The following is a 16,972-nucleotide window of genomic DNA, read 5'->3' as shown; positions in this document are numbered from 1 at the left end:
GACCGTCACCACGTCTCGGTGATGGCGGTCAGGTTGAGGTCGGTGATGCTCGGCGGCGCGGACGTCGGTGTGCTGCTGTCGCCACCGGCGGCCAGGTGGTCGCCGAACTGCTGGAAGAACTGCACCAGCGCGTCCTCGGCTTTCGCGAAATCGCCGCGGGTCGTGAGCAGGCCGTTCACGATGGCGTTGAGCACACCCGTCTCCGGATGGTCGTTGCTGCCGAACAGCTCCTTCATCACCAGTTCCCAGCGGTCGCCGAAGTCCTTCGCCTCGTCGGCCGTCTTGCCGGCCCAGCCCAGTTGCAGGGCCGAGAGCGTCGTCTCGATGTGCTCCAGTGAATCCACGACGTCCTTGGCGAGCGTCTCCAGGTCGTCGGCTCGTGCCTTGATCCCGTCCGGGTCGACGTAGAGGATGGCCGCGTCGTAGTCGATCGGCATGAGGTCGTGAGTCCTTTCGGGCGGCGCTGCGGTGTCGGCCTACGGCCATGGACGGCAGGGCGTGCTGTTCCCGCCTATGGCTGTGCGGGGATCTGCGGCTGTGCGGGGATCTGCGGATCGAGCGGGCGGGAGGGGATTGTGGGGATCGCCGCTTCCGAACCGACGGGCCGAAGGGCTTCGGTGGCGGGCCGAAGGGGTTCGGCGCCGAGCCTGAGCGACATCTTTTCGGTCCCACCTGACCCGCCGGTGTCGTCGTTCTTGTCATTGTTGCCACCTGGAATGTCCGACCGGAGGTTGTTCGTGTTCGCCAGTTCGGCCGCGTGGTAGTTGTCGTAGGCCTGCTGCATCCGCCGGACCGTCTCCTGGAGCAGCTCGAGCAGGTCACGTTGCACCCGGGTGAACCATTGCTGGATCTCCTCGAAAGAAAGTTCCGAGGGGGTATTCCAATACGCCTTGATCTGGGAGAACTGCCCGGCGATCTGGTTCATGTAGCCATCGATCAGCCCGGATTCATTGGTGACGGTGCCGATGGCCTGATGCAGCTGCTGTAGGTCGACTTTGAACTCCGACCAGGTCATATCGGCCATTACGCCTGCCTTCCGTCGTCATGTTGTGCGCAAGAAGTGTCAAAAGCCGCCGAGTCATGGCATTCTGGGATCTGAGGACACCTGTCGGCAGATGGGATGCCGGCACCGTTCCACGAGAGACGGGAGTCACGATGGGCGCGGATGACCCGAAGTACGGACCGGGCTTCGACCCGAACGCGGGCGGAGGAGGGCAGGAGGATCCGGATGCCGGGAAGGACCTCAGCTACCTGGTCCCCCACCTTCAGATCGTCTGGTCCGGGCCCCCGACGTTCAACGCGGACCCGCCGAACGTCGGGGACGGCGGGGACGGCGGGGACGGCGACAAGGACGTCCCTCCCTGCGGCCCGATCCAGGTCAACCTGGCGACCGTGCGCGGCGCCGAACAGCGGATGCTGGGATGCGGCCAGAACATGGTCTTCGACTACGAGTTCCTGCGCGGCCGGGTGATGGCCCTGAAAGACACCGTCTTCGGGCAGAACGCGACCGTCACGCAGGTCACCGGAGGCCAGAGCGGAGTCAGCGGCAACAGCTACAACGGCTCCGGTGCCGGGACGCGGGACGAGGAGATCGTCCCCAGCCCCATCCGCGAGGGCGCGAACAAGTTCGCCTCCGAGATCAATCCCGCGCAGGAGAAGGTGCTCTGGCAGATCGCCAACACGGTGGAGCTGCTCGGGCAGTACATCGCCGCGGTGAACCGCGCCGGCCAGACCTACGGCCGCGCCGACCGGCTGTCCACCTTCCCCGGCCCGCCGAGCGACCCCACCTGACCGCGGACCGCGCCCTGCGCGCGCCGGGCACCCCCGGGCGATCATGCCGGCCCCTGCGGCAGGTCGTCCGGGCGGACCTCGGTCAGGTCGTCCGGGCCGGGGGCCGCCATTTCCGAGACCCGGGCCGCCTGGCGTTCGGTCATCCGCTGGAAGACCTGCCGGGCGGTGCGCCCGTTGCCGAACCGCTCGCCCCGTGGGAAGGCGTCGAAATACTCCAGCAGCCCCTCACGGGTCCCGTCGCTCAGCCCGTAGTCGTGCTGCCCCGCCTGCTGCTCCACGATCCGGACCAGCTCCTCGGAGGCGTAGTCCTCGAAGGTCAGGGTCCGGGTGAACCGTGATGCCAGGCCGGGGTTGGAGTCGATGAACCGCTCCATCTCGCCGGGATAGCCGGCCGCGATCACGACGACCTCCTCGCGGTGGTCCTCCATGAGTTTGACCAGCGTCGAGATGGCCTCCTGGCCGAAGTCGCCGCCGTGACCGTACGGCACGAGTGAGTACGCCTCGTCGATGAACAGCACACCGCCGAGCGCACGGCGGAACACCGCCTGCGTCTTGGGCGCCGTGTGGCCGACGTACTCGCCGACCAGGTCCCCGCGGTCGGTCTCGACCAGATGCCCGCGCTCCAGCAACCCGAGCGCGGCGAGGATGCGCCCGTACAGCCGGGCGACCGTCGTCTTGCCGGTGCCGGGGTTGCCGGCGAAGACCAGGTGCCGGGACAGCGGCGGCGGCGACAGCCCGACCTCCTGGCGCCGCTTGACCATCTGCATGAGCTTGGCGAGTGCGCCGACCTCCTGCTTGACGCGGTCGAGGCCGACGAGCCGGTCCAGCTCTGCCAGCAGGTCCGCCAGGCTCTCCTTCGACTCCTCGTCCGCCTTCTCCGAGGGGCCGCCGGCGGCGCCACCTCCGGCCGCACGGGCGAGCGTCGCCTTCCTGCCACCGCTCGCCTGCGGCATGGTGGTGTTGACCACCTCGCTGCTCCAGCACTCTTCGAACACCGGCACGGCGCCGTCGGCGAGCGACAGGTCGTCCTTGGTGTCGTGCACGAAGCACCGCCGCAGAGTGGGTGCCGCATCGGCACTCACGTAGATCGCAGGGAACCCGGTGTCGGAGATGTCGCAGTCCTCGAAGACCCCGGACCCGCCGTCGGCGTACAGCCCGTTCTTCTTCGATCGGGTGACGGTGACGTTCCGGACGCGTGGGCGCGCGCCGCTCCAGACGACGAGCGCGCTTCCCTCGGTGTCGGTGATCTCGACGTCCTCGATCCAGGCCTCGCTGCGCTCATCCAGGAACACGCCGGCCGAGCCGGTACGCCCGACGCTCCCACCGCGGATGAGGACGCCGGTGTCCGGCCCGACCTCGATGCCGGTACGGGACGCGGCGGAGAACACGCAACGGTCGATGAGCGGGCGATGCCGGGTGATGATCTTGATGCCGTCGGTGACGTCGCTGACGCGGCAGTCGCGCAGCACCGCGTCCGCGTCCTCCACACTCACCCCCGCCATCCGGGTCTGCTCGATCTCGACCCGCTCGGCCAGCACGTCGGCCTGCTGATGAACCCGGATGCCGTGCTCGGGCGTCTCGCGGACGCGGCAGTCCTGAAGGGTGGCGCGCGCGGCGCCACCGAGATGGACGGCCGTGAACGTCGTACGGGACACCTCGCAGTCGGTCAGCGTCACGACACCATCGCCACTGCAGTGCACACCGTTCGCCGCCGCGCGGGTCAGCACGGTCTGGCGGGCCTGAACCCGGGCGGACTCCATGACGACCAGCGCCGTACCCTCCGCGTCGGCCACGCGGACGCCGTCCAGATCCACCCGGCAGGCGCCGGCGACCAGCACCCCGGCCGCCTTCGTCTCGCGGAGTTGACAGTCCTTCAGCAGGACGCCGGAGTCGCCGCGGACGAGCACCCCCTCGGCGGCGGTACGCGCGATCTCGCATCCGTCCAGTCGAATGCGGGCTTCGTCCTGACCGGCCGCGGCGCCCCCGGCGTGGCCGCTCTCCGGCGCCTCGGGCGGAAGCGACCGGGCCGCGCTGTCCGCCCACCGCGCCAGCCCCTCGATCCGTACGCCCTGTGCGCCCGTGTCGTGCAGGCGGCATCCGCGCAGCACAGGCCGGGCCGGTGCCTCGACCAGCACTGCGGCGTCGCCGGATCGGCTCAACTCGCAGTCGGTGAAGACCCCGCCGTCGGCACCGCCCAGGCGCAGCGCGTTGCCCCGCACCCGCTTCACCGTCGTACGCGCGCACTCGACCCGGGCGGAGTCGTCGAGCCGGAGGCCGTCGCCCGCCACGGACGACACGGTGCAGTCCTCGATGAGCCCCCGGCTGCTCCCCGTCAGGTAGACGCCCGCGTACGCCGCGTCGCGTACGTCGCATCCGCGCAGCGTGGCCCGCGCGTCGCCGGTGACCTCGACACGGCCGGCGATCTCGCACCCCTCCAGTACGGGAGAGCCGCCGCGCAGCAGCACGGCCACCTCCTCGCCCGCAGGTGCCTCGACCGCGATGTCCCGTACGGTCGTCGCGCAGGAGTGCAGCGTGATGGCGGGCCTGCGCGGGGGCCTGATCCGTACCGTGCCCGGCCCCTTCGCCGCCACGAGGGTCACGTCCCGGTCGACGACGACCGCCTCCTGATAGACACCGGGCTGCACAGAGACGACGGCCCCCTCGGCCGCCGCCTGCACGGCCGCGCCGATCGTCCGGTGCGCGCCCCACCCCGCGGGTGCGACCCGCTGCGAGCCCGGCTTCATCGCGCCGTCCACGGGCGTGCACTCATCCGTCGACCCTCCTCGTACGTCGCCACCGCCGAACCGGCGGCGCCCGGCGGTACACCGCCATGGCGGGGCTTGATCCGTGCCGGCATCTGCTCAGAGCCGCCCGCCGATCTCCGCGAGCTGCGAGAAGACGCCGAAGACGCCCACCGCCAGCGGCACCGAGACCACCGAAAGCACAGCGCCCGCCGTGACCAGCCAGGACGGGCGTTCGTCGAACGTCTCGGCCGGCTGTGCCGCCAGGACGAACCCGATGGCGAGGACGACGACGGCAGCGCCCCACGTGATCAGGACGGGCGCCGGCGCCGTCACGTACAGCAGGGAGACGGGGTCCTGGATCGCCAGGGCGACCAGGCCGGCCGCCCCGGCCGCGATGCCGGGTATGACCGCCACCGGGACGATGCTCTGGCCTGCCTGCGCCAGCAGGGCGAGGCTCAGGCACAACGCCAGCCCGACGGCGAACGGGTCGTCTGACGCCGCCAGCACCAGCAAGGAGCCGACCGAGACCAGCGAGGAAGCCACCGCGAGGGCGATCAGCACGCGGCGGCCACGGCTCATGGCGTCCGCGATCTCCGTGGACGGATCGGGCGACGCACCGGCGTTCGGACGCGCGGGAACCAGGGTGACCAGGCGCCCGGAGGCGGTGGGTGCGGCACTCAGCGTCATGAGCGCGACCACGCCGGCGACGGCCATGCTCTCGACGAGATCGGCGTGCAGGGCGGCGAGCAGGGCGGTCACCGGGAGCGCCACCCCGGCGAGCAGGCCCACGGTCAGCGTTGCCTCGTGCGGCATGGCCAGCGCGGCGGCGAGGGCACCGACAGCGGTCCCGATGGTGACCGTGAACATCGCCGCACCGGCGCCGTCCCTGGCCGCCGGCAGAGCGTAGCCGGCCAGCGCCAGGATCGGGCACGCGGACAGCGCCACGACGATCCGAAGCGACAAGGGCACGGCCCAGCCACGGCGCGTGGCGAGCCCCGCCAGCAGCGCGAGGCCGAAGCCGGCCAGGATGGCGACCAGGCCGGTCAGCGGAGCGTCCGGCTGCTGGAGGACCAATACCGCCAGCGTCGCCAGGAATCCGCCGAGGCCGACGCCGATGACGGTCATCGCGCGGTGACGCGTGTTCCAGCGGTCCCACCGCCCAGCCGTCTCCTCGACGAGCTCCTCGATGTCCGTGACGAGCGGCCCGTCGGCCTCGCCTTCGAGCACATCTCTCAGGTAGAGCGTCGCGCCGTCCACCACCTGCGCCTCGAGCAGCGACATGGTGACCGGGAGCGGCCGGGCCCCGGCGGAGGCGAGCGACCATGAGGCCGGGAACGTCTCGTCGGTCTCCTGGCCGCAGAGCCGGCCGAGGGTCGAGACGTACTCGGCGATCGGGGCACGCGCCGGCACGGCGAGGTCGACACGCCGCCGCAGGCCGACCACCGTGATCCGGCACCGTTCATCGTCCACTTCGGACTCCTCGCATCATGCTCACTCGGCACCGCCGCCGCTGGTCAGTGCTGCCATGTCCGGATGTTCGACCACTCGGCGTCGGAGTAGTTGCCCCAGTTGACGTTCATCGCCTGGGCGATCTGACCGAGCACACCGTCCGGGCCGAACAGGCCCTCGGCGGCGATGTTCCACTCCTGCTGCAGGCCCTGGTAGTAGTCGGCGGCCTGGCTCTGCGTCCACGCCTCGGCGAGCGGGGCGAGTTGCGCCTTCAACCGGGTCAGGTCGTCGGCGCAGGTGGTGGCCTGGGTGTTCAGCCAGGCTCCGGCGCCTTCCAGGCCGGAGCCGACGTAGATGGGGGTGCCGTCGATGTCAGCCACGAAGACTCCTTATGTGCGAGGGATGGCCGAGGCGCTGCGCCGCGGCGTGGAGGCGGACTCGCCCGCATCGCACCGGTGGCCGGCTCACGACAGGGCCGCGGGCGGAATCGTGCGGCCGCCCGCTGGGAGCGCGGCGTCGAGCGAACTGAGGTTGTTGATGTTGGTCTGCTCGGACTCGGTGTAATTCACGTAGTTGCCGCGCAGGCCGGAGCCGATATCGGTCAGGCTGTCGTGCAGCATCTTGGCGTAGATGTCGTACTCGGCCATCAGCGTCTGGAACGTGTTGAACGCGATGCCCTGCCAGGACGCTTCGAGGTTCACCACGTAGGCCCGAACCTGTCCGAGAATGGCGTCGATCTCCGCAGCGGTGTTGTCGGTACTGGTCGCGGCGTTGGAGAGGTACTCCGGCGTGACTCGGTAGTTCACGCCGCCCACGTTCACGCTGGGATCGTTCGTGGCCATTGCGTCCACCTTTCTTTGGGACGATTTCCGGCGCTCATGTCACCCTGTATGCCATTTCTGGTTGGAGGTTCCACCGCACCCCCATATCTGAAGCGGGCTGCCGTTCCCGGTCTGCTGTTCCTTCACATCAACGCATTTGTCCGCCGCCGTGTTGACCAGGTCATGGGACGCCTTGAGGACAAAATGCTGCGACGCGCCGCCCTTGCAGGACTTCAACTCGACCGGAGCGCCGTTGCCCTTCCCTGCCGCCGTCATGCACTTGCCCATCGAGCGGACGGTGTGGTCCGGATAGAACGCCCACTGCTTCCAGCGGACGAGCGGATCGCAGTCCCAGATCTGTACGGGAATGCCGGTCTGGCCTTCATTGGTGACGTCGATGCATTTCCCTGAGGCGTAACTGATGATCCTCGTCTCCGGGACCGCCAATACCGCCCGGTTCGCCGCCGCCGGATGCCGGCCGGTGGACTTTTTCGGGGCGTTGCGCTTGCTCTGCCCGCCACCGGAGCCGCCCCCTGTCTTCACGGACTTCTTCGGTGCTTTGGATGGAGAAACGGCCCTCAGGGAAGGCGACACGACCGGGCTCGGCGACCGGGGTGCGGGCGTGCCCTGCGACCGCTTCGCGGCCACGTTCGCCGCCTTGGGCGCACTCTTGTGCGCGAGCAACGCTCCGACGCCCAGGGCCAGGGCACAGGTCACGACGACGATGAAGCCCGCGGTGACGATTCGGCCGGCCATGGTCCCCTTGTCACCGGCCCTGCGGACACTCGCGGTCAGCGCCCGCGCGAGCTTCGGCCGCGCCGACCCGTCCGGTCGTTCCGGCCGGTCCGATGCCGGTTCGTTCACTGTTCCGGTCCTCCTCGGCGAGAGCAGAGAGGGGCGCGCTTGCCGGCGCCACAATCTATCTGACGTCGGACACTATCAGATGGTTCCCGTCCTCAGATGATTCGATAAGGCGAGCAGGGCCGTTCGGAATCAAGGTTGGGATGGCTCGGCCGCGATGCGTCGCAGGCGGCCCGGCCGGGCGTCCCGCGTCGCTCTGGCATCGCGTTCGGCCGGACCTCGGCACGACCGTCGACCGCCTTGCAAAGGCCTCATCGACCAGCCGGGCGCGGTCGGGAACGCGGGCTCTCTGGCGGAACCCGCCTACATCAGGTGGCCGCCGCCACCTTTCTCTCCAGAAGGCGGGGTGATCACGCCATGTTGACCGACGGTACGCATGCCTCGTGCATGACCCCTCTGACCAGCAGCATCGCGTGCTCGACGATCTGTTCCCGGGAGAGTTTGAGCGACTTGGTCAACCACTCCATGAACAGGCCGTTCAAGCCGACGACGAGCGCCATGGCAAGAACTTTCCGGTCAAGGTCACTGTCGGCACGGAGCGGAGGGAGCACCTCGGCCACCACGCTCGCATAGGCTCGCACGCCACGTTGACGGTGTTCTTCCACCAGCGGCCCGGCACCGAATACCTCGAGTATTTTCACGCGACCGACCCGAGGATCGTCCTCCAGCCCGCGCACGATCGCGTCGATCAGCTGACGGAGTCGCTCCACGGGCGGTGCCGCCGGGTCCATCGCGCCGACGGCCGCGGCGAACTCCGCGTCGTGGACCTTGTCGTGCACGGCGACGAGCAACTCTTCCATGCTCGCGAAGCTCTCGGTGAAGTATCGATCCTGAAGGCCGGCGCTACGCAGCAGGGCCCGCATGGACGTCGCCTGATAGCCCTGGGTGCCGAAAAGCTCAAGTGCGGTGTCGATCAGTCGCGCCCGTCTCTCGGCACGACGCTGCTCACCGCTCTTACCGCCGTAGTCTCTCATCGCAGGATCACGTTACTAAACGAGACAGGCCAGGGCCTTGCCGCGCCCACTTGCCGCCCTCCGAGAGGCCGACGACGAGGCCCCGGAAACCAGGCCAGTCAAATGACTGAACCGGCTGACGGCATGCGGGCCTACCGTCAGGTGAGTGTTGACAGTCATCCGGGTTCGGTGAGCAGCACGGAGGGGTTCATGGTGAACGTTGAGACGGTGCCCGGTTCCGTACCGGTCGACGAGTTGAAAGACGGTCCTGCAGCACGAGCACGTTTCGCCATGACGGAGAACCCTCGGCGCCGTTTCACGCGCCGGCCACAGAACTGACCGACGGACCCGTCGTCGGCCACGCGTCCTGCCCGGCGTCGAGCGGACTCCCCCCTGGTGATTTCCGGGGGGATGAGACGAAGAGGAGACCAACGTGGACTTCGATCTGCCGGAGACCGCCACCGATGTCCGCGACGGCATACTCAAGATCGGCATGCGATACGGGCCACAGTATTGGGACCGCTGCGACGCCGACGAATGCTGGCCCCAGGAGATCTGGCAAGAACTCATCGACGGTGGCTGGGCCACCCCCGAACGATATAGCGGAGCAGGACAGGGCCTGCTCGAACTCGCCGTTGCCGCCGAGGCACTGGCCGCCTCCGGTGCCGGGTCCGCCGGCGCCCTCCTCTACCTGCTCACGCCCGCCTTCGGTGCTCTCACCATCGCGCGCCACGGCACACCTGAGCAAAAGGACGCGCTGCTTTCCGGGCCGGCCGCCGGGGAGTTGGAGACCTGTCTCGCCCTGAACGGCGAGGAGTCCGGCAGTGATGTCTTCGATGGCCATACGCTGGCCCGCCGCAGCGGCGGTGACTTCATCGTCACCGGCGGGAAAACGTGGATCACCGGTGTCGAACGCACCCGCTACATGATCCTCGCCACGCGGACGGCACCGGTCACCAAAGTCATACCGCGCGGTTCGGATCTGACCGTCCTCCTCATCGACGTCGAAGAAGCGGTCGCCGCAGGCACGCTCAGCTATGAGCCCATCGCGAAACTGGGTAACAACACCGCCGCCTCCAGCACCGTCTTCTTCGAGGAGCTACGCGTACCCGCCACCAATGTCATCGGCGCCGTCGGCAATGGCTCCGCCGTCCTGTCGGACATCCTCAATTCCCAACGGATCATCAGCGCGGCAGGCGCCGCCGGAAGTGCCGACCTCGCCTTGGAGACGGCCTGCGACCACTCCCTCCAACGCGCCCCGCTCGGCCACGTCATCGGCGCCCGGCAAGGCATCGCGCGCCCCCTCGCCCGCATCAAGGCGCAAACCGAGCTCGTCCGCCTCATGACCTACAAGGCGGCATGGATGTGGGACCACCACCGCCCTTGCGGTTCAGAGGCCGGCATCGCCAACCTCAGCGCCGCCGACACGGCGTGGCAGGCCACAGATCTCATGTTCCAGCTCCATGGCGCCAACGCCTACGCCCGACGCACGACCGCAGCCCGTCTCCACCGCGACGCCCAGGCCGGCAGGACCATCCCCGGCACCGAAGAACTCAGCCTCCCCCACATCGGACAGCACCGCCTCGGCCTCAGCGACCCGCACTCCCCCTCCTTGGCTCCGGCTGTCGCGTTCTGACGTCGATGTCACCGTCCGGCTGAAGAGGCTCATGACCATCCGCTCCACCAGCTCGCGGATCCGCGGGCGACCAGGCTGGGTCCGTTTGTAGGTCAAGCGCCGCTTCACAAGGTCGGCGTGCCAGCGAAGCACGGTGCCAGGTGTGACGAACAAGCCGAACCAGCCGGGATCGGGGTAACAACCGTGTCAGCGCCGCGATCACCGCCCGATCGGCCAACGACGGCCGAGGACGTGCGACCTGACGACACAGCACCGCCACTGATGCCGCAGGACCAAAATCTCAGGCTCCCCGCATGGCCCGCGCTCGGGGCTACGCGGTCAGGGCTGCAGCGCTATCAGTATGAGCGACGTCGCGCAGATGACCAACCACAGAATGGCCACGATGGCTGCGGGGGCCACGCCGCGGATCCGCTGAGGCGGAGGTCCGAGAGCGCCACCGATCCCGAACCACAGCGACGGCCCGTACTCCAGCTCGACCGTCTGGCGTGGCGCGATCGCGATCGCGAGTTCGGCCGCAGCCCGCGGCCTCAGAACGCCGCCGCGGCCGCTGCGCGGCCGAGGCTCCCAGACGCGCAGACGGTGATGGCCCGGCGGGACGCCGACCGCGATCACGCCGTTCTGCCACTCCGCGAGAACGTCCCTGGCATTGATCTGGATGCTCGCCCTCTCCCAAAGACTCGGCAAGCGCGACGGTTGCCGGATTCGCACGATGATCGACGCCTCATCAGGGTCGACGGGCACGCTGTGGCCCGACCGGTCCGGCAGGGCCGGCCGGCCGTGACCATCGCCGGGCGGCTGTGCCACATCGGTGCGCCACGCGGGCTGCCCGGGAGCATTCGGAGTCGTCATCGCCGAATTGTAAGCGGAGCGTCGGTGCCCGGGCAGGAGTTACCGTCAGCGGCGTCGACGCCGTTCCGGGCAATCGGTCCGAAGCGTCTTCGCGGCACTGGACGAGTAGTTCCGAAGTGCACCGGCACACCAGCTACCACCATCGGTGACAACGATCGTCCATCTGTCTGGATCAGCGGCGGTGAGCCAGAACAGCGTGTCACCGTTCTGCGTCGCTCCCCAGGGATACAGTCCACCGGGCTCAGGGTGGTAGGGATACGGCTCCGCCTGGACCTCATCACCGGAGTCATCCGCCGGAAAGATGAACCCATATTTGTCGGTGAGCACACGTAGCAGATCGATACCACATCTGGAGTCGTCTAGCTTGACCGCTATGTTTGCCGGAATACCAGCATGGTCGACCCCCATGAAGGCATCGATCTCGAGCAACCCATATCGACCGCAAAGAGCTTTGTAGTCAGCGGGAAACGCAGCCCTGAAATTCGTTCGAACAGCCATCGTCGTCATTGTTGTCGACCGGTATTCCGCCTCGGCCACCTGTGGCGGGGTTCGCGAAGGGGAGGATGATCGGCCCGGGATCAGTGGCGTGATGGGCCGCTGCGTCGCCAACGTACAGCCCCTCCAGGCACTGGGCGCCGTCCCGGAGGGGCTGGTACGGACCTACGGTCAGCCGGCGGGCCAGGGTGTACTGCTGAGGTTCACCATCGAGGGGCCCTTGCCGGGGACGTTCGTGCACGCGTGGTTCTTGGAGCCTGTGGGCGAGGCGTACACCTTCGTCAGGCAGGCGCCGAGGGCGAGCTGGCCGAAGTAGTTGGGATGGATCGACTCCTGGGCCTGCCCCTGGTTCCCCGCCAGGGTGAGGAAGCGCACCCACTCGGCGTCCTTGCCGAGCAGCGGGTTGCTCTGTGAGTTCTCAAATTCCGCCTGCTTGGCGGACTTGGCGCAGACCTCGTGCCCGGCGAGGAGGTTGCGCAGCTCGAGGTAGTCGATGCCGGCGGTCTGGGCGATGTCCTTGAGCATCGCGGAGATCTGCGGCAGGACGGTGTCGCGCGCCCAGTTGGAGTCGTCGTTCCACATCGGGCAGCCACCCTTGCTCCAGCGGATTTGGCGCTCCGGGCTGTACCGGTTGTCCAGGCCCGCCGGGATCGGTGTGGGGTAGGACTGGAGCACGAACCGGTACGAACCGTCCGCGTATCCGCTGGCGGTCATCGTCTGGCGTACCTGCTGGACGACCTTCTCGATGTTGGGCCGGGCCTCGGCCAGACCCGCTTGGAAGGTGGGGCCCTGGTCTTTGTTGCAGTGCTTGTCCTCGTCCCTTCCGAGGATGAAGTCCGCCACGCACGCCTGGAGCACCGAGGCGAAGCCCAGGTCGTTGCCGCCGATGGACACGACGACGAGCTTGACGCGGTCCCGCTGGGCGATCCGGCGGAGCTGGTCGATCTGCGGGGGTTCGCCGAGGTAGTACTGGCCTCCCGCCGCCGTCGGGAGCAGGTTGATGGTCCGCGCGCCGGAGCACGCCACGTTGAGCCGCAGTCCCACGTCGATCACGGCGCTGCGGATCTCGGCGGAGTCCGAGCGGTTACAGCCGTTGTCGAAGCTCTCCCCGTAGACGCGTGTTCCGTCGTGGTCGCAGTTCGAGCCGTTGGCGTTGCAGTTGATCGCGGCGCGGTCGGTGCCCCAGCGGTCGCCGACGATGTTGATCGGCGCGGCGTTGCCCTGCCACCGGCCGGCCTCCCCGGAGATGTAGCTGTCCCCGAGGGACACGATGGCGGTCTGGTTCGCGGGTGGGTTGACCACGGCGATGCCCCAGGGCTGGCGGCCGGCGGCCGTCTCGGTGAGCACGGTGTTCGTCGTGAGGTCGATCGTCTCCACCGTGTCCAGGATGGTGTTGGTGACGTACAGGCGGTCGAGCGTCGGGCTGACCGCCACCTCGCCGAGATTGCCGGTGAGCGCGATGGTGGCCGTGACCGTGTTGGTGCTGGTGTCGATCACCGAGATGTCGTGGGAGTCAACGTTGGAGACGTAGGCGCGAGTGCCGTCCGCGCTGAGCGCCACTGAGCGCGGGTTATCGCCGACGCGGATGGAGGCGGTGACCTTGTCGGTGACGGTACTGATCACGAACAGTTTGCCCGCGACGTCACTGACGGCGTAGAGGCGGTTGCCGCCGGGGCTGACCGCCAGTCCCCAGCTCGGCGAGTTCCCCGCGCCGAGCGCGATGGTGCCGGTCACTTGGCCGGTGGCCGTGTCGATCACCGAGATGCTGTTCGCGGTGCGGTTCCCGACATAGGCACGAGAGCCGTCGGGGTCGAACGCGACCGAGTACGGCTGGGTGCCGTCACCGAGGCCGATGGTGGCGGTGACGGTGTGGCTCGCGGTATCGATCACTGACACGGTGTTCGACCCGGCGTTCGCGACGTACACGTGCGCACCGTCCGGAGTGACGGCCAGGGCCTCCGGGTCGGTTCCGACCGCGATGGTGACCGGCGCCGTCTCGTTGACGAGGTCGACCACCGAGACGGTGTTGCCGAGGACGTTGTTCGTGTACGCGCGGGCCCCGTCCGGAGAGACCACGACATGGTTCGGATGCCGGCCGACCGCGATGTTGCTGGTCGAGGCATCGCCCTGGTCGACGGCCAACAGGGTGTTCGAGAGAGGGTTGGTGACGTAGAGGAAGTCGGCGGGCGACGGGTCCGCCGCCGCCCGTACGTGCGCCACCGGCGCCGCTACGACGCTCCCCAGGACCAGCGCCACGACGGATGCCAACGCCACCATGCGCTGCCGCGCACCACCGCGTAATGCCGTGACTCTCGACCACGCTGCCACCATCGGGACTCCCATCCACCGGATCAGAAACGTCCCCAATGTAGGCCGGAGCCGGAACTCCGCCCGCCCCGCCGACGCGGCCGAACGAGGTCAGCGGGAAGACCTTGACGCCACCGGTGCGTTGGGCTGGGGTCGCAACGCCGCGACCGTCAGCCGGGGACCGTCCTGGCGTGCACGTCACGAACGGCTCGCCCACGCCAGGGACCGCGGAACCGCCCCCGCGCGGGCGGTGGCCGTTGTGGTGGATCAGGTATTCGGGAGGTTGCGGGCCTGCTGTACCGCCCAGGAACCGGTCGGCGGCGAGCTCACCCCGGCCACGGTGTAGGCCTTGGCGGTGAGGAACCGCCGCCACGTCGGCGCGGCCCTTCGGGGCGCGAGGTCGATGCCGGCGGCGCTGTTGACGGTGCCGACGGGGGGTGCTTACGTGTAACTAGTTACTGCAACTAGTTACACACCCCCTGAGGACGACCGATATCAAGAGATCGCACTATGCGGCACTCGCGCGCTGCCGAGGCACCCCGGTCCCTCACCAACGAGAACGGAGCACAGATCACCATGGCCGAGCACGTAGTTGTCATCGGCGCCGGCGTCTACGGCGCGGCGGTGGCCGCCTCGCTGACGCGGCGAGGTGCCCGCGTCACCGTCGTGGACGCCGGCGCACCGGGAGGCGGCACCTCCGGTGCGACGTTCTCGTGGACCAACTCCTGCGGCAAGCAGCCGCAGGCGTACCACGATCTGAGTGTCGCGGCCATGGAGGCCCACCGCAGGCTGGCAGAGGCGATATCCGGCAGCGACTGGTACCACGAGGGCGGCAACCTGGAATGGGCCGACGGCCATGCCGGGCAGGAGCAGCTGCGGCGGAAGGTCGCCGGTGTCCTCGACTACGGCTACGACGCACGCTGGCTCGGCCGGGCCGATGTCCTGCGCATGGAGCCCGACATCGAGCCTGCCGAGCTGACCGCGGAGGAGTTCGCCTACTTCCCACGCGAGGGCTGGATCGAGCCGACCCGCCTGATCGGCCGGCTGCTCTCCACCGCGGTCTCCGGTGGCACCGAAGTGGTGCGTGACGACGCCGTCATCGGCCTGACGGTCACCGCAGGCACCGTACGCGCCGTCCGGCTCGCCTCTGGCCGGACTCTCCCCGTGGACGCGGTGGTCAACTGCGCCGGGCCTCAGGCCGCTGCGATCGCCGGGCTCGCCGGGCTCGCGCTGCCGATGCGCAACACCCGTGGCGTGCTCGTCTACACCTCGCCGGTCGCGGTCTCGGTGGCGCACGTCATCCATGCCCCGCACGTCCACCTGCGCCCGGACGGCGCCGGCCGGCTGCTGCTGCACACGCATGAGATCGACGACGCGGCGTACGAGTCCGAGGACGGGGAGATCGCCGTCCCGGAGGCGGCGGTCGAGAAGGTCCTCGAAGCGGGGCGGGCCCTCTACCCGGGGATCCGCGCCGCGACGGTGGAGAGCGTACGGGTGGGTGAACGGCCCATCCCCGGCGACGGACTGCCCGTCCTGGGCCGGGTGGTGGAACTGCCCAACTTCCACTTCGCCGTCTCGCACAGCGGCGCGACCCTCAGCGTGCACGCGGGCGACCTCGTCGCCGCCGAGGCGCTCGGCGAGGACCACGAAGACGCGCTCGCGCCGTTCCGGTTCGAACGGCTCGCCGCGGCGAAGGAGGAACGATGAACGCGATCGTCCTGCATGGCTGCGACCTGGCCGACGGCCAGGGCAAAGCCCTGCGACACGGGGTCGACATCGTCGTCGACGGGGACGCCGTCCGCGAGATCGTCCCCTCGCGGGCCGTCGCCACGTACGGGCCGGCGAACGAGATCGTCGATGCGAGCGGCATGCTCGTGCTCCCCGGTCTGATCAACAACCACACCCACGGCACCGCGTACGGGCCGCTGTTCCCCAGCGGCCACGAAGCCCTCCGGCGCGAGCAGGTACTGGCCAACCTCGACCGGCACCTGCTGGAGGGAACGACGACGGTTCTGTGTGTGGACGGCTTCGTCACCGCCGAGGCACTCGCCCGTACCGATGAGGCGCACCCGGTCAACGTCATCCTCGCCTCGTGCAACACCCCGGCGTGCCTGGAGGCGGCGACCGTCGCCGACGGCAGTGGTCTCACCGAGGCCAGCCGCGCGTTCACCGCCCGACGCGCGGTGGACGCCGGAGCGGTCGCGCTCGGCGAGATCGGGGCCGGGCACACCCTCGGCGGGGGCGGGGCAAGCTACATGTACATCCCGGCCGAGATCGAGAGACGTACCGGGATCGGGGTCACGCCCCGGCAGGCGGACGCGCTGAAGGTCGCGGTGCTGGGCCGGCGCATCTCGGCGTCGTCATTCGATCCGGACGCCGTCGAGGAGGCACTGGCCGCAGCGGGGCTGGCGGGCAAGTTGTCGGTCCCGGACACCCGTGAGCTCGTCTCGCACATCGTGTTGCCCGCCTTCGACATCGCCCTGCGCGGGCTCGCCGAGGCGGCCGGGCAGGCACGCCAGGCGGGCATCCCGGTGCTGGTGCACAACGCGGCGGCATCGATGACCCAGGTCGCCGCCATCGCCAAGACCGACGTGGCACTGATCGCCGGGCACTCCAACCACTCGAGCTTCGAGCCGCGCGAGGCCCTCGAACACGCCGAACGCCTCAAAGAGCTGGGCGCCATCGTGGACGTCTCCACACTGGACACCTTCGGCGCCCAGCGGCTCACCAGGGGGCCGGAACTTCTCTACGCGATGTTCTCCGCAGGAGTCGTCGACACGATCTCGACCGACTACGCGGGCGGCCACCACGACCCGATCCTGCTGGCGATCGACCGCGCCACCAAGGCAGGCGTCGTCGGCCTTCCGGCCGCGGTCGCGATGGCGACCGCCAACGTCGCGGACGCCATCCCCGGCATCGCACCCCGGCGGGGCCGCGTCGTACCGGGTGCGCTCGCCGACCTGGTGATGACCGACCCGGCGGCGCTCCATCAGGTCGGAGCCGTCATGATCAGCGGGAAGATCGTTGTCCGAGACGGCCGGCGCGTCACCGCCTGACCGACACACT

15 protein-coding genes are annotated in these 16,972 nt (G+C 69.1%); 4 read left to right on the top strand and 11 right to left on the bottom strand.

Annotated features, from left to right (window positions below; translation table 11 throughout):
- Window positions 1–5: 5 nt before the first annotated feature.
- Window positions 6–437, bottom strand: coding sequence for a WXG100 family type VII secretion target (locus tag FB559_RS32680; RefSeq protein ID WP_141960799.1), 432 nt, complete (start codon window positions 435–437; stop codon window positions 6–8).
- Window positions 438–511: 74 nt separating this feature from the next.
- Window positions 512–1,024: a WXG100 family type VII secretion target gene (locus tag FB559_RS32675; RefSeq protein WP_185792510.1), complete on the bottom strand. Its 513-nt coding sequence runs from the start codon at window positions 1,022–1,024 to the stop codon at window positions 512–514.
- 131 nt (window positions 1,025–1,155) lie between these two features.
- On the opposite strand from FB559_RS32675, the gene FB559_RS32670 reads away from it, so the two are divergent.
- Window positions 1,156–1,791 (top strand): hypothetical protein, encoded by a 636-nt coding sequence (locus tag FB559_RS32670; RefSeq protein ID WP_141960797.1) that lies wholly within the window; start codon window positions 1,156–1,158, stop codon window positions 1,789–1,791.
- Between the two features lie 41 nt (window positions 1,792–1,832).
- On the opposite strand, the gene FB559_RS32665 is transcribed toward FB559_RS32670, so the two are convergent.
- The 6 genes from FB559_RS32665 to FB559_RS32640 form a co-directional block, all read right to left on the bottom strand.
- The gene (locus tag FB559_RS32665; protein ID WP_221640289.1) at window positions 1,833–4,547 is read right to left on the bottom strand and encodes a right-handed parallel beta-helix repeat-containing protein; all 2,715 of its coding nucleotides are present in this window, start codon (window positions 4,545–4,547) and stop codon (window positions 1,833–1,835) included.
- 105 nt (window positions 4,548–4,652) lie between these two features.
- The gene (eccD, locus tag FB559_RS32660) at window positions 4,653–6,005 is read right to left on the bottom strand and encodes a type VII secretion integral membrane protein EccD (RefSeq protein ID WP_141960796.1); all 1,353 of its coding nucleotides are present in this window, start codon (window positions 6,003–6,005) and stop codon (window positions 4,653–4,655) included.
- 44 nt (window positions 6,006–6,049) lie between these two features.
- Window positions 6,050–6,364 (bottom strand): WXG100 family type VII secretion target, encoded by a 315-nt coding sequence (locus FB559_RS32655; protein WP_141960795.1) that lies wholly within the window; start codon window positions 6,362–6,364, stop codon window positions 6,050–6,052.
- A gap of 84 nt (window positions 6,365–6,448) precedes the next feature.
- Window positions 6,449–6,826, bottom strand: coding sequence for a WXG100 family type VII secretion target (locus FB559_RS32650; RefSeq protein WP_141960794.1), 378 nt, complete (start codon window positions 6,824–6,826; stop codon window positions 6,449–6,451).
- Between the two features lie 39 nt (window positions 6,827–6,865).
- Window positions 6,866–7,561 carry an RICIN domain-containing protein gene (locus tag FB559_RS32645; RefSeq protein ID WP_141960793.1) on the bottom strand — a complete coding sequence of 232 codons (696 nt, stop codon included), beginning with the start codon at window positions 7,559–7,561 and terminating at the stop codon, window positions 6,866–6,868.
- A 455-nt stretch (window positions 7,562–8,016) separates the two neighbouring features.
- Entirely contained in the window at window positions 8,017–8,640 is a 624-nt protein-coding gene (locus FB559_RS32640; RefSeq protein WP_141960792.1) for a TetR/AcrR family transcriptional regulator, read from the bottom strand.
- Between the two features lie 412 nt (window positions 8,641–9,052).
- Between FB559_RS32640 and FB559_RS32635 the strand changes: the two genes are divergently transcribed.
- On the top strand, window positions 9,053–10,255 hold the full coding sequence (locus tag FB559_RS32635; protein ID WP_141960791.1) for an acyl-CoA dehydrogenase family protein: 1,203 nt from the start codon (window positions 9,053–9,055) through the stop codon (window positions 10,253–10,255).
- 318 nt (window positions 10,256–10,573) lie between these two features.
- On the opposite strand, the gene FB559_RS32630 is transcribed toward FB559_RS32635, so the two are convergent.
- The 3 genes from FB559_RS32630 to FB559_RS32620 all read right to left on the bottom strand — a co-directional run bounded on the left by FB559_RS32630 (window position 10,574) and on the right by FB559_RS32620 (window position 13,876).
- Complete coding sequence (locus FB559_RS32630) at window positions 10,574–11,104, bottom strand: hypothetical protein (RefSeq protein ID WP_141960790.1); 531 nt, start codon at window positions 11,102–11,104, stop codon at window positions 10,574–10,576.
- Between the two features lie 45 nt (window positions 11,105–11,149).
- On the bottom strand, window positions 11,150–11,641 hold the full coding sequence (locus tag FB559_RS32625) for a hypothetical protein (RefSeq protein WP_141960789.1): 492 nt from the start codon (window positions 11,639–11,641) through the stop codon (window positions 11,150–11,152).
- Window positions 11,642–11,770: 129 nt separating this feature from the next.
- Window positions 11,771–13,876 (bottom strand): YVTN family beta-propeller repeat protein, encoded by a 2,106-nt coding sequence (locus FB559_RS32620; protein WP_141960788.1) that lies wholly within the window; start codon window positions 13,874–13,876, stop codon window positions 11,771–11,773.
- A gap of 540 nt (window positions 13,877–14,416) precedes the next feature.
- Between FB559_RS32620 and FB559_RS32615 the strand changes: the two genes are divergently transcribed.
- Together FB559_RS32615 and FB559_RS32610 are read left to right on the top strand one after the other, a co-directional pair.
- Window positions 14,417–15,613: an NAD(P)/FAD-dependent oxidoreductase gene (locus tag FB559_RS32615; protein ID WP_221640288.1), complete on the top strand. Its 1,197-nt coding sequence runs from the start codon at window positions 14,417–14,419 to the stop codon at window positions 15,611–15,613.
- The gene (locus FB559_RS32610) at window positions 15,610–16,962 is read left to right on the top strand and encodes an amidohydrolase family protein (RefSeq protein ID WP_141960787.1); all 1,353 of its coding nucleotides are present in this window, start codon (window positions 15,610–15,612) and stop codon (window positions 16,960–16,962) included. Before FB559_RS32615 ends, FB559_RS32610 begins: the two co-directional genes overlap by 4 nt.
- Window positions 16,963–16,972 lie beyond the last annotated feature (10 nt).

Source organism: Actinoallomurus bryophytorum (assembly GCF_006716425.1).
GTDB classification, from domain to species: domain Bacteria; phylum Actinomycetota; class Actinomycetes; order Streptosporangiales; family Streptosporangiaceae; genus Actinoallomurus; species Actinoallomurus bryophytorum.
This window is presented reverse-complemented; position numbering and strand designations above follow the sequence as displayed.